General features: G+C 53.9%; 11 protein-coding genes and 1 tRNA gene. 7 read left to right on the forward strand and 5 right to left on the reverse strand.

Going from position 1 to position 13,937, the window contains the following annotated elements; genetic code table 11:
* Window positions 1-44: 44 nt before the first annotated feature.
* Window positions 45-791 (forward strand): SDR family oxidoreductase, encoded by a 747-nt coding sequence (locus IEV00_RS01195; protein WP_188358515.1) that lies wholly within the window; start codon window positions 45-47, stop codon window positions 789-791.
* A 90-nt stretch (window positions 792-881) separates the two neighbouring features.
* Here the strand turns inward: IEV00_RS01195 and serB are convergent, their stop codons facing one another.
* The gene (gene serB / locus IEV00_RS01200; protein WP_188358516.1) at window positions 882-1,814 is read right to left on the reverse strand and encodes a phosphoserine phosphatase SerB; all 933 of its coding nucleotides are present in this window, start codon (window positions 1,812-1,814) and stop codon (window positions 882-884) included.
* A gap of 93 nt (window positions 1,815-1,907) precedes the next feature.
* Here serB and IEV00_RS01205 point away from each other — a divergent pair, with 93 nt between their 5' ends.
* The 4 genes from IEV00_RS01205 (at window position 1,908) to IEV00_RS01220 (ending at window position 5,305) form a co-directional block, all read left to right on the forward strand.
* Complete coding sequence (locus tag IEV00_RS01205) at window positions 1,908-2,702, forward strand: ABC transporter ATP-binding protein (protein WP_188358517.1); 795 nt, start codon at window positions 1,908-1,910, stop codon at window positions 2,700-2,702.
* A gap of 34 nt (window positions 2,703-2,736) precedes the next feature.
* Window positions 2,737-3,579, forward strand: a complete 843-nt coding sequence (locus IEV00_RS01210) for a TrmH family RNA methyltransferase (RefSeq protein ID WP_373868225.1) — start codon at window positions 2,737-2,739, stop codon at window positions 3,577-3,579.
* 146 nt (window positions 3,580-3,725) lie between these two features.
* Window positions 3,726-3,983, forward strand: a complete 258-nt coding sequence (locus IEV00_RS01215) for a type B 50S ribosomal protein L31 (protein ID WP_188358519.1) — start codon at window positions 3,726-3,728, stop codon at window positions 3,981-3,983.
* 149 nt (window positions 3,984-4,132) lie between these two features.
* Complete coding sequence (locus IEV00_RS01220) at window positions 4,133-5,305, forward strand: LCP family protein (RefSeq protein ID WP_188358520.1); 1,173 nt, start codon at window positions 4,133-4,135, stop codon at window positions 5,303-5,305.
* Window positions 5,306-5,363: 58 nt separating this feature from the next.
* On the opposite strand, the gene IEV00_RS01225 is transcribed toward IEV00_RS01220, so the two are convergent.
* Window positions 5,364-6,530 (reverse strand): HIRAN domain-containing protein, encoded by a 1,167-nt coding sequence (locus IEV00_RS01225; protein WP_188358521.1) that lies wholly within the window; start codon window positions 6,528-6,530, stop codon window positions 5,364-5,366.
* A 141-nt stretch (window positions 6,531-6,671) separates the two neighbouring features.
* Window positions 6,672-9,323 (reverse strand): aminopeptidase N, encoded by a 2,652-nt coding sequence (gene pepN, locus IEV00_RS01230; protein ID WP_188358522.1) that lies wholly within the window; start codon window positions 9,321-9,323, stop codon window positions 6,672-6,674.
* A gap of 294 nt (window positions 9,324-9,617) precedes the next feature.
* Here pepN and IEV00_RS01235 point away from each other — a divergent pair.
* Window positions 9,618-9,705, forward strand: a tRNA-Leu gene (locus tag IEV00_RS01235).
* Window positions 9,706-10,524: 819 nt separating this feature from the next.
* Window positions 10,525-10,908: a PH domain-containing protein gene (locus tag IEV00_RS01240; RefSeq protein WP_229723005.1), complete on the forward strand. Its 384-nt coding sequence runs from the start codon at window positions 10,525-10,527 to the stop codon at window positions 10,906-10,908.
* 727 nt (window positions 10,909-11,635) lie between these two features.
* Here the strand turns inward: IEV00_RS01240 and IEV00_RS01245 are convergent.
* Complete coding sequence (locus IEV00_RS01245) at window positions 11,636-12,496, reverse strand: DUF3037 domain-containing protein (protein ID WP_188358523.1); 861 nt, start codon at window positions 12,494-12,496, stop codon at window positions 11,636-11,638.
* A 179-nt stretch (window positions 12,497-12,675) separates the two neighbouring features.
* The gene (locus IEV00_RS01250) at window positions 12,676-13,281 is read right to left on the reverse strand and encodes a hypothetical protein (protein ID WP_188358524.1); all 606 of its coding nucleotides are present in this window, start codon (window positions 13,279-13,281) and stop codon (window positions 12,676-12,678) included.
* Window positions 13,282-13,937: the final 656 nt, after the last annotated feature.

A 13,937-nucleotide genomic window follows, 5' to 3' on the forward strand; every position in this document is an offset into this window, starting at 1 on the left:
CCCCCTTGAAATAAGACTCACCCATCTGACACGAAGGAAAATCTATGACTAACCTTGCAGGCAAAACCATTATTGTGACCGGCTCCTCCCGCGGCGTCGGCGCTGACACCGCCCAGATTCTTGCCGAGGCCGGCGCCAACGTGGTGATTAACTACCGGTCTAAGGCTCCCCGCGCCGAGAAGATTGTTGCGGCAATCGAGGAAAAGGGCGGTAAGGCAATTGCTGTGGGCGCGGATATTACGAAGGAAGAGGACGCCGCCCGCCTGGTTGATATCGCGGTAGAGACTTTTGGTGGGCTCGATTATCTGGTGCTCAACGCATCGGGCGGTATGGAGAAGGGCATGGTGGAGGACTACGCCATGATTCTCAACCGCGACTCGCAGCTGCGCCTGGCTCGACTGGCGGCTGAGAAGATGCCCTCGGGCTCCCGCATCGTCTTTGTGACCAGCCACCAGGCTCACTTTATTCGCGAAGTTGAGACCATGCCCGAGTACCAGCCCGTTGCGCTGTCGAAGCGAGCCGGTGAAGATGCTCTGATCGAGGAAATCCCCGCTCTCAGCGAGAAGGGTATTTCTCTGGTGATTATCTCGGCTGACATGATTGAGGGCACTGTGACCGCCTCTCTGCTCAACCGAATCCACCCCGGTGCGCTGGAGGCTCGCCGGGAAGAAGCAGGCAAGCTCTACACGGTCAATGAGTTTGCCCAGGAAGTTGCCAAGATGGTGACTGCCGATGTTGAGTCCGGCCATACCGAGCTAGTAGGTGGCGGTAAGGGCTTCATTAAGGAGTAACCCCCTCGGTTTTGTACAGGGTTGTCTCCGGTGTACAAAGATACCTTTGTACACCGGAGACAACCCTGTACTACTTTAAGGCCAAGCTACCTAGAGCCCGATAAAGTGCCTCACCGCATCAAGCCTCGGGGTATTAATCTGAACATCGGCTTCTACCTTCAGGGCGGCCTTAGCGTTGAAGGCAACGCCCAGGGCTGCCTCTTTAACCATCAAAATATCGTTGGCACCGTCTCCTACGGCAAGTACCTGCTTGGGGGAGATGCCCTCGGCTTTCATCCATTCCTTGAGGGAGTCCCGCTTAACCTGCGGCGTGATCACCTGCCCTGACACCTCGCCGGTCAGAGCGCCGTCTTTAATATCCAGCAGGTTGGCGCGGGCATAGTCGAGGCCGGTGCGCTGTGCCAGCGGCCGCAGTACCTGCACAAAGCCGCCCGAAACCACGGCTACCGTGTGGCCTGCCTCGTGGAGCAGGCGCACCAGCTCGCTAGCCCCGGGGGTCAGGCTAATACGCTCGTAGACCTCTGTGAGCACGGTTTCGGGAACCCCCGCCAGCTGCTTGACCCGCTCGCGCAGGGAGCTTTCAAAATCTAGCTCGCCCGCCATAGCGCGTTCGGTAATCAGCGAAATTTCCTCGCGCTTTCCGGCGTGGGCGGCGAGTTCGTCAATGACCTCCTGCTGAATCAGGGTGGAATCGACGTCCATGATCACCAGCTTTTTCTCGTCGTTGGCGAGTTCGCTCGGCACCGCATTGACCGTGAGCCCAGAGGTTTGCTCGGCAGGCAGGTTAAAAAGTTCAGTGCGCAAATCCTCGATGCTGCCCCGATAATTTCCGCTGGCCAGGTAGGCGGTGTAGGCGGGGCCTTGACCCTCGTACTCCTGGTGGCTTTCGGGAACATTGAGCGCCAGAGCCGAATCCACGGTGAGGTTTTCAACGGATTCTAGGGCTTCAGCCAGGGCGGCTTCATCAAAATCTGCGGTGTAGTTCTGGTTGCTCAGGGCAACGATGTTCACTGAAGTACTCATGCGTTCATTGTAGGCAAAAGCTCTGCCCAGAAGATGACCTGAATCATTATGCGAGATTTCCAACGGCGTGCTCAACGTTATAAAGTTGCTTCTATGAGCGCAGTACTAGATCTTCAGCAGGTAACCGTTGTTCGCGGCGATAAGAAGCTTCTCGACCACGTCAATTGGACCGTCAATGACGGCGAAAAATGGATTGTTCTTGGCCCCAATGGTGCGGGCAAGTCAACTCTTCTCTCGATTGCCGGTGCCAGGTTGCACCCCACCTCCGGCAGCGTTGATATTCTTGACGAAATTTTGGGTGCGGTGGATGTGTTTGAGCTCCGCCCCCGCATTGGTGTTTCGTCGGCAGCCCTGACCCAGACTATTCCCGATACCGAGAAGGTGGCCGACGTGGTGGTCACCGCCGCCTATGCCGTGACCGGCCGCTGGAATGAGGAGTACGACGGTCTGGACGCCGCTCGGGCGAGCGAGCTGCTCGCCGACTGGGGTATTGCCGACTTGGGTGAGCGTCGCTTTGGTTCGCTCTCAGACGGTGAGAAGAAACGCACCCTGATTGCCCGGGCTCTGATGACAGATCCCGAGCTCCTTTTGCTGGATGAGCCCGGTGCCGGTATGGATATTGCCGGCCGTGAAGATCTGGTGGCTCGTTTGACCGAACTGGCCACCGATGACTTTGCTCCCGCCACCATTTTGGTGACCCACCACCTCGAAGAAATCCCCAGCGGCTTCACCCACGCTCTGATGCTGCGGGACGGTAGGGTAGTGGCTTCGGGCCCCATTGAGCAGACCATTACCGAGGAAAATCTGCGGGAAACCTACGGCATGGACTTCAAGCTCTCGAAGACCGAGAACGGCCGCTACTCCGCCTTTGCCGCCAACAACAGCTAAATCCGTGGCCAAGAAGCAGCTTTCTGAAGCAGATATTGCCGCGCGCGCTCAGCGGGTCTATGCCCTTGACTCGGTGGTTCCCCTGCGGGAGGCTCCCCAAGATTCCCTACGCTATTTTCAGTCGCTGACCGATGTGAAACTGCGCAGCCTCAAGGAGCCCGAGTGGGGGATTTATATCGCCGAATCCTCCAAGGTGATTCGGCGCGCCCTGGCCACCGGTCACGTGCCCGATTCTTTCATCATGAGCGAGAAGTGGGCGGATGACCTTTCCGATATTCTTCGCGCCTACCCCGAGGTTCCCGCCTATGTGGGCAGTGAAGAAGAGCTTGAGCAGATTACCGGCTTCCACCTGCACCGGGGCGCGCTGGCAGCCATGCGCCGTCCTGAGCCCGCCCCGCTGGCGAAGCTACTTGAGGGCGCCCAGCGGATAGCGATACTCGAAGACATCGTTGACCACACCAACGTGGGCGCAATCTTCCGCTCCGCGGCGGCGCTGGACGTCGACGTCGTGTTGGTCACTCCTCGTTGCGCAGACCCCCTCTACCGCCGCTCCATTCGGGTTTCAATGGGCACTGTCTTTCAGGTGCCCTGGGCCAGACTTGAAACCTGGCCGGATGCCCTGGCGACCATCAGAGAATTGGGGTTCGTGACCGCGGCAATGGCCCTGGAAGAAGACTCGCTCTCGCTGACCGAGCTGGCCCAGAGAAACGATGAGAAATTGGCGATTGTTTTGGGCACTGAGGGGCACGGGCTGTCGAGGAAAACCCTGGAAAACTGCGACTATACGGTGATGATTCCCATGTCCCACGGCGTCGATTCCCTCAACGTGGCGGCGGCGTCTGCGGTGACCTTCTGGGAGACCCGGCCGAAAAAGTGATTAATCTTCTAGCGCGCTGGCCTCTGCTATGGCAGGGCAGGTGTTAGAGTTGAACCTTGGTTAGAAAACCGTGCGCGCACAACCGTGCCCGCAAGACTCCCAAATCCTAGGCATCTGGCAAAATCCAGAGCAGATAAGGTAAGACCATGAAGAAGGATATCCACCCGGATTACCACGAAGTACTCTTCCGCGATCTCGCATCCGGCAAGACCTTCCTGACCCGCTCCACCCGCACCTCAGAGAAGACTGAGACCTGGGAAGACGGCAAGGAATACCCCCTCGTAGAGGTTGAAATCTCCTCCGAGTCCCACCCCTTCTACACCGGCAAGCAGCGCATTATGGACTCCGCTGGCCGTGTTGAGCGCTTCAACGCTCGTTTCAAGAACTTCGGTAAGACCGCTTAAGTTTTGTGAAGATTCGCTGAGAATCACACCCCGTATCAGACTATTTCCGGTCTGATACGGGGTTTTTTCTATGCTCCCGAGTACAATAACTATGACTTGTCACCAGTTTGGATGACTTATAAAACACTGACCCATGAAGAGGTAGCGGTATGGTCTCTCGTTCTCAGGCGACTCAACCTAAAAAGAAGAAAAAAGGTCTTATCTTTGGCGGAATCATTCTCGCTATCGTTCTTCTGCTCGGTATCGGCGGTTGTGCCTACGTTGCAAGCATTGGCAAGGCATGGGATAACGGCACCGATAAATTCGATACTGCTTTTCCCAATGAAGACGGCTCGGAAGCTAACCAGGATCAGCTGCGTTCTCAGCTGAGCGACCAGCTGAAGAAGGAAATCGGTAAGGATTCCTATTCCTCCGATATTCAAAACAGCGAGGGCCGCAATAACGCTACCGAGAAAGATAAGAACGGTAACGGTATTGCCGATGATCTTGAGGGCGGCAAAACAACTGAGCGCCCCGCGGAGACCGGCTCCTCTGACATTCTGCTTATGGGTAGCGACTCCCGGGCGGGAACCGCTGAGGCCGCTACCGTGACCGGCCAGCGCGCTGATACGCTCATGCTCCTGCACATTCCTGCAGGCGGAGGCGACCCCTACCTGATCTCGATTATGCGCGATACCTGGGTGAACATTCCCGGCTACGGTTCCGCCAAGATTAATGCCGGCCTGAACTACGGTGGTGTAGACGTGCAGATTGCCACCATTGAACAGCTCCTGGATATTCGCATTGACCACGTGGCTGAGATTGACTTTTCCGGCTTCAAGTCGATGACGGACGCTCTGGGCGGGGTGGACGTGGATGTTCCCCTCTCCTTCCAGGCAGACGGTAAGAGCTATACTGCCGGCCAGCAGCACATGAACGGCGACGAGGCGCTGACCTTCGTACGCCAGCGCTACGCTTTTGAGGACGGCGACTACCAGCGGGTGCGTAATCAGCGGGCCTACATGGACGGCGTGTTGGGTACCATTAAAAGCCAGGGCGCTTTCAGGAACGCCACCAACTTCAAGAACGTGGTGGAGTCCATCGCTCCCTACGTAACCGTTGACTCCGGCCTTGATTCCGGCGCCATCGTTTCTATGGCAGCTCCCTACCTTTCCACCGGTGGGCCCAACCTGCACATGCTGACTCTGCCCAATGCCGGTACCGGCTGGTCTGTTGATGGACAGTCCATTGTTGTTCTCGACAGCGCTGCGACCGAAGACCTTTCGAACGCACTGAAAAATGAAGACATGGCAGGCTACGTCTCCCAGTACGGCGAAGACTAAGCACTGTATAAAAAGGGAGGCTCCCCGGCGGGGAGCCTCCCTTTTTATAGCCTGTGGTTTAGACTGAAGCTTCTTCGTAGCTTGAGTTCTCAACCGGCACGTCGCGGCCCATGTAGAGGGCCATAAAGGCTACCGAGACACCCAGAACAATGGCGACCACGCCCAGCAGGGGCTGCCAGAAGCAGAGGAAGATACCGGCAAGCAGAATGAGCGCTCCGATCACACCCAGAAGAATGGCCAGGCGGCGGTCGGGAGAAGCTACCCTGTGCGAACCGGGAGCATCATTGGCATCTGCCGCCTGGGTTTGCTGGCCGGCTGCATGGGAACCGGTGAGGGAACCTACCAGACCGCGCTTCTTCTTGGTGGCTGCCGCGCGGTTGAGCTCACCCTCGGTGGGCTCAAAGGCAGGGGGTACCTCGTAGCTATCACTGACGGGGAGAAGGTCGGGAACATTGTTGGGCAGCTCCTCAAACCACTCTTGAGGAATATCTGCTGCCCGCACCGCCTGAACCGTCAAAGACAGTTCCAGGGAGTTGCCTCGGATAGTACCCCAGGCGCTGGTTAGCTTGTTTCGTTCAAAGGCATAGCGAATTACCGGGGCAAGTTGAAGAGACATCTGGGTGGAAAGACGACCCACCCGTTTGCGATCGTGGAAAACCTCCACGGAATCCACCACAGCGCCGTCCGCAAGTTTAAGCTGGTTAGCCTCCAGCGCCAGAATCACTCGACCCTCACCACTGGGCGGCAGAATACCGTGCAGGTACTCTGAATAGTCCTTTTCGTCCAGAACCTTCATGGAGGGGCCCTGGGGGAGTAGGGTTGCCTGCACGGGGGCCTGGTTCAGCGGAAAGAGGGAGCTGGGCGCGCTCAAAGACAGCACACCGCGGCTCTCAATAGAATTCTCGTTGCTCACCCGGCGCAGCACGGCTGAGAGCTGCAGGTGGGCAATAGCATCGTAACCGGAGGCCACCACGCGGGTAATGGGCTTCCAGTAAAGAGCTGAATCTTCGGGGGAGAGGCGGCCCACCTTAAAATCATCGATATAAACAGCAATGCTGTTGGGCTCGTAGGGGTTATCGGGCTCGGGAACCAGGCGCGCCTCACCGTTCCAAATCCGCTCACGGTCAACCTGGAGCTCTTCAAAGACCTGGAGAATTTCTGCATCGTAGAAATCATTGGTAACGACCTCAACAGAGCCGCGATCTCCCAGTGCATAATCGGCCAATGTTTGCTCCTTGGTAAGTGACAAAATCGTTTCTAATAGCTTCTCATGAATTGCCGGTTTGGCACTGGTTTTTCAGCACCAAACCGGCAAGTAACTTTTTCACTGCGTCACAGAAGATAACCTTTGCGACTGTGCCAAGGCTCAATTTTTACTGTTGAACTCCTGGGCTCGGAGCGACCTCCTCGTGCGATCTAGTTCCTCAAGAATTTCCCGCTGCAGGGCCGCAGTGGCCTGCTGGTGGCTATCGAGCCAGGCCAGGGTGGCTTTGACCACCGGGTGGGTCTGGGCGCTAGCCTCGGGCGAGTAGAGCGCATGAGGAAAGAGACCGTTCACAATCCGGCTGGCCATGCCAATCGAGCGGCTCTCCCAGATAGTCTCTAGCCCGTCAAAGAAATCAGTGGTGAAGCTGTCTCGCAGTTCCTGCGGCCCCATCTGAAAGCCCTGGGCGGTAGCGGAGAGAATCTCGTTGGAGAGCTCAGGGTCAGCCATGACCCGCTGGAACGCCTCGCGCTTGGTCTGCTCAGTAGGGAAGGCAGCGCTGGCGCAGGCAAAGCCCCGCTCAGAGATGGACGACGGGCTAAAAGTACGTGCCTCATCCAAGCTCTGCTGGCTGATGTTCTCTCGGGCGGCCAAGGCAATGAGTGCAGACCAGCCCAGGGTCTGGTTGGTGGTCAGCCCCGGAGTTTCTGAGATGTTTTCTTTCACTGTCTCGAAAGCACCGCGGGAGACCTCCTGGCACAGCTCCACACCGAGGTCGGTATGGACTGCCAGGGCCAACGCAGCCCTGAGCAAGATCAGCTGGCTGTCGCTGCCGGCAGGTGCCTGAGCCAGCGCCTCTGAGATAGCCGAGTAGAGGGAGTCGGCAAGCTCCTGCCGCTGAGCAAGGTGAGAAAAACTAAAGATTGCTGCCTGGGCCTGGGACAGCAAATTTGCCAGCAGGGTAGAAGAGGTCTCCTGCGGTAAATGATGCTCCACCGCGTGAACGAAGACCCTGCTGGGTAAGCTGGCATCGCGCACCTGATTCCAGAGACTACCCCAAACCAGGCCCCTGGTTAGCGGATCTTCAAGGGTTGAGACTAACTTCAGGGCTGTACTCAGACCGTCTTCTTCGCTGAGCACCACCTTGGCATAGGCAAGGTCTTCGGCGTTGAGCACCAGCAGGTCAGCCTCTTCAACCCGGCGAAGTTCCTCCTGATTCAGGTTGAGCGGAGTTTGCGCAGAGTCACCGGCCGGAATCTGAATCTCAAGAAGCCCGCTCGAGACCAGCTTTCCTTCGGCGGCTGTAAAAGTCTCAAGCTTCAGTTGATGAGGCCTACCCAGAGAAGAATCAGCCCCCGGCGGCAGCTGCTGGATAATCGAGAACTGCCGCAGGGCGCCGTCCTCATCATTATCCCGCCGGGTCGAGAGGGTAGAAATACCGCTGGTCTGTAGCCAGGCGGCGGCCCAGGCACGAACGTCACGGTCGGTAGCCTCATCCAGCACCGCCAGAAAATCCTGAAGGTCAGTATTACCCCAGGCATGACGCTTGAAATACTCGCGGGAGGCCCGGATAAAGGATTCAAAACCAACATAGGCAACCAGCTGCTTGAGCACCGATGAGCCCTTGGCGTAGGTAATACCGTCAAAGTTCTGGCGCGCCGCCTCAAGGTGGGGAATATCGGCAACGATGGGGTGGGTTGTCGGCAGCTGATCCTGGTTATAGGCCCAGGCCTTACGGCGGTTTGCAAAGGTAACCCAGGCCTGGTCAAAACCATTGGCGGTGTGGGCCCCCAAAGTGCCCATGAATTCCGCAAAAGACTCCTTGAGCCAGAGATCATTCCACCACTTCATAGTCACCAAATCACCGAACCACATGTGGCTCATCTCGTGGCAAATCACGTTAGCGCGGTTCTCCAGCTGGGCCTCGGTTGCGCCAGACTCAAAAATGTAGCTTTCAGTGAAGGTGACCAGGCCGGGGTTTTCCATAGCACCGAGGTTGTACTCGGGAACAAACGCCTGATCGTACTTGTGGAAAGGGTAGGGATAGTCGAAGAGATCCTGGAAGAAATCTAGGCCCTGCTTGGTGACGGCGAAAATGTTTTCGGTATCGAAATAGGACTTCAGCGACTGGCGGCAGTAGGCAGTCAGCGGAATCTTGCCCGAATTAGTCTTCGCTGTGGGGGTGTAGAGGTCTGAAGCCACAAAGTACTCACCGGCCAGAACCGTGGTGATATAGGTAGAAATTTTCTCGGTAGGTTTAAAAACCCGCTTGGAGATGCTGGAATCAGCGGGGTCTTCGATTTCCTTGTCCAGGGTAGCGTTGGAGCTAACCACCCAGCTCTTGGGCGCTGTGATTCTAAAATTGAACACTGCCTTGAGGTCTGGCTGCTCGAAATTGGGGAAGACCCGGCGGGCATCAGCAGGTTCATACTGGGTATAGAGGTAAACCTTCTGATCGTTAGGGTCAAAGTAGCGGTGCAGGCCCTCGCCGGAGTTGGAATAGTAAGAACGCCCCATGACGGTCACAATATTTTCATCCTGAAGCCGCGGGAGCACGATACGAGACCCATCAACCACCTCGTTAATATTCAGATGCTCACCATTGAGCTTCACCGAATCGATGGACTGGTGGATGTAGTCAAGAAAGGTAGTCTCGCCGGCTTGTGCCCGGAATCGGATAGTGGCTGCCACGGGATAGGTAGCAAAGTCTCGCTCACCGGCATGGGTGAGATCAAGGTGCACATCGTAGGTATCTACCGTTAGCAGGGCAGACCGAGCTTCAGCTTCTTCTTGAGTCAGGTTTTCATTATTCACGCCCACCATTGTAGCTACATGTTAGCTAGGTCATACGATGGTTGGTGGGTGAGTTGCCTGAACTGGCCGAATTGGGTGGGGTTTGGCCGGTTTGGGAGGGGTGCTGGAAATTTTTCAGATTGGTTTCTTGCGGTTTGACTAGGGAAAATAGAGTTTTTCTGTACACCTTTCTTGCTTCTGTGGTGCAGGTCATGAAAATTCTGCGGTTTTCAATTTGCGCCCTGCCCATCGGGCGTGTAAATTATTACCTGTTGCCGCGAGAGGTTCGGAAACGAAACGTCTCGTCAATCACCTGCGCGGGTGGCGGAATAGGCAGACGCGCTAGCTTGAGGTGCTAGTCCTCATATTTACGAGGGTGGGGGTTCAAGTCCCCCTCCGCGCACACAGCAAATCCCCGGTTCTGAGGAGCCGGGGTTTTTCTTTGCCCGGTAAAACTTGTGGGTTATAGGGCAAATCTGTGCCCGTCTCGCTCAGGAGCCGGCTTCTGAACAAAAGGTCGTTTATTAAGCGGTTTTTTGCAGAGAAGCCGGCTCCTTTCAATCCAATGCCCGGTCACTTCCCCAGAATGGGTCAGTATGCCGAGTCACCGCTTAGATTACAGACGCCGCTTCAGCGACATTTCGCCGGTTTGTGACCGGCGAAATATCGTTGAAGCGGCGACTCAAAGAAACAGGGGTCATCTGCACGGGCTGCCATGATCGCCGAGTGGCCATTTTTAGACCGTTTTTCTCCGATTTTCGGTATAAAAATGGACTCTCGGCAAAGCACGGTAGGAAAGGTACAAGTTTCTTCTTGCTGGGCTACCTAAGGTACACATGAATTCCCTGGGTACACTTCTAGACATGTACCCAGGGAATTCGTGTGTACCTTAGGGCTAGCCGTGTGAATTTGCGTGTACCGAGAGCCTGTTTCAGTGCATAATTCAGGCGTGCCCCATATCGCAGGTGCTGGAATTCTAGGTGGTAGTGGGTTGAGGTTAGCTTCTGGGACTAACCTGTGGGGCCGGTTGCCTTGTCTTTGCTGGAGAGCGGGGTGTTGAGAACACAGATTTGTCCTATAACCCCGAACCACCAGATATTGACCGAGGGCACAAGAAATGGGCTGGTGGTTCAGTCACTTTCTGTAATATATCTCACTCTTGTTGGCTAGCTGTTTTAGTTTTAACTAGCCCCTAGGTAGAAGAAGAGAAAGGCCCCTGACTTTGGCTTCGTCAACAATCAACGCAATTACTTCTTGGACACTCATTGCCGAATGCCCTATTCCTGAAGACATTAACGAAGTACTGGCTAATGGTGAAGTTCCCCATGTGGCTTTCAAAACCCTGCGAGATTCAGCGGTCTTTACCAATAAGCGCCTCATCATCCGTGATGCTCAGGGTCTTACTGGTAAGAAGGTGGAAATGTATTCTTTGCCCTATACTTCAATCAACATGTGGTCTAGCGAGAACTCGGGCAAAGTGCTTGATATGAACGCTGAGCTTGAACTCTGGACCCGTGCCGGTCACTTCAAGCTCAAAATTGGTAAAGACTTGAACATCCGCGCTATCGACCGGCTAATTAGTAACTGCGTTTTGGGTTCAGATTAAAGTTCAAATCCCCGGTTCCGAGGAGCCGGGGATTTTTCTTGCAAGGCTACCACGAGGCTGAGCCCTGGGGTGGTCTGCCACCGCTCTCGCAGGAGACAGAGCATCACCCAGCAGAACGTACAGTTTACGTTCCTGTCTCGAATGATCTATCGAGGTTCCCGCTACCCGGTATGAATCCATACTCTGCTGTTTACACATCCGATTTCCAAGACGAATTAGGGCAGCTTCTTAATCTTCACCTCAACCAGAAAATTCGGGAACGCCCTGTCGTGGTTGATTTAGTTATCGGTGTCAATAACCTATACCAAATGAATTCGTGGTTGGTTTCCTCCCCTCCGACAAGGCAGGAGACTACTCGTCCCTCATCCGCAAAGCCCGCGGCAAAGGTCTATGCGTAATCACGACAAACGCCAAGGCCTCATACTCGATAAATAAAGACGGTGAACCAATCCCTAGCGTGAGCATCGGAATACTCACCCCAAAGCAGCTGAGCGATTTGCTGGGCTAGGCTCCTGGTAGCTTGCGACACGTCACTTGTAACCTTTAAAGACCACAAGGGCTTTCCTCTACCCTTTTAAATACACGCTTACTCAAGATAGGAGGATTCACCATAGGAAACGCCCAAGCTTTCAACCGCATCGAATCCCAGCTGGCTGCGCTGTAGCGATGTGCTGTGCAGAGCTAAATAAAACCCCCGACAACCTTCTCCGACTACCGGGGCAATATTTTATGCCACTAGTAACTCTTGAACTGAATTAATATGGTGAGGAAGCCCTTCTGCTGTCATCGGGATGATACCTAATTCTTCCCAATCAGCTGAAGCTTCATTGTATATTTTGACCTGACCCTTCGTTCGAGGATATTCAATTACAGCGAGCACAGGAGCATCAGGGGAGATGCGGACCTCTTGGTTCCTACGAACATCAAAGAGGGAAGCTCCCTCATCACGAAGTTTATTGATTTGGAAATTCCAAGCAATAACTCTGTCCCTTAGCTCCTGTGAGGGATTACCTAAGAAAGAAAAGGCTCTTGCGATCTCTTGATATTTATCCGAGACAACAGCGATGTCAATCTTCGCTGACCCATTTTTAACTTCTAGTTTAGGACGTTCGACCAAGCGCTTAGCTACGACCCCATTTCTTAGGTAGCTCTCTCGAGCTAGACGCCTGAGGTCAGTTACCCTATGCGTACTATGTTGGGTCTCTCCGGACCTAGCAATGATTCTTGCGAACAGTAAATCCGCAACTTCATCAGCGCTATTACCAGATGCAGGCATGGGCGCATCAATTTGAAGCAGCCCATAATTCTGTCGTCGTACACGCTCTACATACGAAAAAACTGAAGAGTGTAAATCTAAACCAATCTGTGATTGACCAACAGAATATGCTGCTAAATCATGTTCAAACCCGCGTAAGAATTCAGCAAACTCCTTGCGTGGCCCACCAATATCCGGAATATCTCGGTACCTGGTTATAAATCGGGTGGCCGAGTCGCCAGTTTTACTGCTTGAAGCTATAACTCCAACACCTACGGTATCGGGCCTCCCAGAATCTGGTACATAACGTACGACCCAGTAACGGTACAGCAAGTTTGCCTCCTCTCTTTACGAATTCTTTTGATAATACCGCAGTCTGCCGACGGTATACTCGATACGGTTCTTTACATACTTAACCATTTGGGTTATTTCATCCGATGCTACATTCCATTCTTTCGGCATTACCCTCAACAAATGAGAAAAATCGAAAGAAGCTAATGAATTGACGGATTCTACTGCTGCTTCCCAATATTCTGCAGGTATCCCGCGAGGGATAGTTGGTAAAATCGGACGGCCAGATGGTTGAAAAACTTCCGGAAATGGCGTCCCATTTCATGAGAGCCGAACCAGTAACCTTGGTCAAGAGAGTAGATAGAGTGGTCTTCTGAAGCAGCGTACATTATTTGGATATCCTCAGCGTTACAAAGTAACCAAAGTGCCACTAACTTAGGTATGCGCTGAAAATTATCGTCTTTAGTAATGTACTCGATACCGTTCTCAGGTAGAAGAACATTTTTCACTTCTTTAGAACCGAACATAGGAAGCCTAGGAACGATAGTTTGTCCCATACGCGTGCCTGCCATATCTGCAGGCGGATCGACTATGGCCCAATCACAAACCGGAGCACCTATTGCTTTCCCAACTTCAATTGAGACAATCTCGTTGATAGGTGTTTCTCGGTTACCCCTATTTTCAAAATCTTTACACCAATAGTCTGACCCGTCTGATGCAAGTACAAGGAGTGGTCTTTCACCTGTATCTGCAACATCCAAGATTGCATCAGCTTGGACCCTATAGGGACCAGGAAATCTTGTTACAGAGGCTAGTGAATCTGTCATTGCCTCGTATCTTCCTCAATCAAAATGTGCGTTTAGGTTTAAAAGAGTACCGTAACTAGGCAAATGAACCAGCTATTTGCCGTGTACCGCTTGGTAGCGAGCGCCGTTCCCACTCTAGGGTTACGGTTACTGGTGGTTGTGTAGGTGCATTTGAGTCGCTCTGTGACCAATTGAGCCATTCCAGGGGAGATGTCGGTGACTTCTGCGACCGCTTGGAGGTTCTTCTGAGTAAGGATATGACTGCCGATTTCCCATCGGTCGAGAGTCTGACAGGTGGTTGCCATTTTTAGGCGAGCGGGTCTTGGCTGAGGTCGGCATGCTCGCGGGCTTTGCGGATATGGTCTTGAAGGGTTCAGGTTGGTAGTCCCATGTGTCTATTGTAGCTAGACTCGTTGCATTCGTTCCATTTGGATGGTTCGAGATGTTCTTGTGGTCCTCTCATTAATATTGTCTTCTAGTAATAGTGTATTGCCTATCTTGCAAATGGGCAGCAAAACATAAACAGACACTCGGTTAGACCCGATGGACTGAGTCACTTGAGATAAGGCCATTACCGAGGTTTGCACATAAAGGATATTGGCAGCAGGTCAACTACCTGCAGCCAAATCATATAATCAGACCTTCTGAGACTTCTGTAAGGAAAATTCTGGGGGGTC

Source organism: Rothia aerolata, assembly GCF_014635585.1.
Classification (GTDB): Bacteria; Actinomycetota; Actinomycetes; order Actinomycetales; family Micrococcaceae; genus Rothia; species Rothia aerolata.

Bases quoted from the DNA above. Each gene is read 5' to 3' on its own strand.
- IEV00_RS01195 (WP_188358515.1), top strand. From the start codon at position 45: ATGACTAACCTTGCAGGCAAAACCATTATTGTGACCGGCTCCTCCCGC.
- serB (WP_188358516.1), bottom strand. From the start codon at position 1,814: ATGAGTACTTCAGTGAACATCGTTGCCCTGAGCAACCAGAACTACACC.
- IEV00_RS01205 (WP_188358517.1), top strand. From the start codon at position 1,908: ATGAGCGCAGTACTAGATCTTCAGCAGGTAACCGTTGTTCGCGGCGAT.
- IEV00_RS01215 (WP_188358519.1), top strand. From the start codon at position 3,726: ATGAAGAAGGATATCCACCCGGATTACCACGAAGTACTCTTCCGCGAT.
- IEV00_RS01220 (WP_188358520.1), top strand. From the start codon at position 4,133: ATGGTCTCTCGTTCTCAGGCGACTCAACCTAAAAAGAAGAAAAAAGGT.
- IEV00_RS01250 (WP_188358524.1), bottom strand. From the start codon at position 13,281: ATGACAGATTCACTAGCCTCTGTAACAAGATTTCCTGGTCCCTATAGG.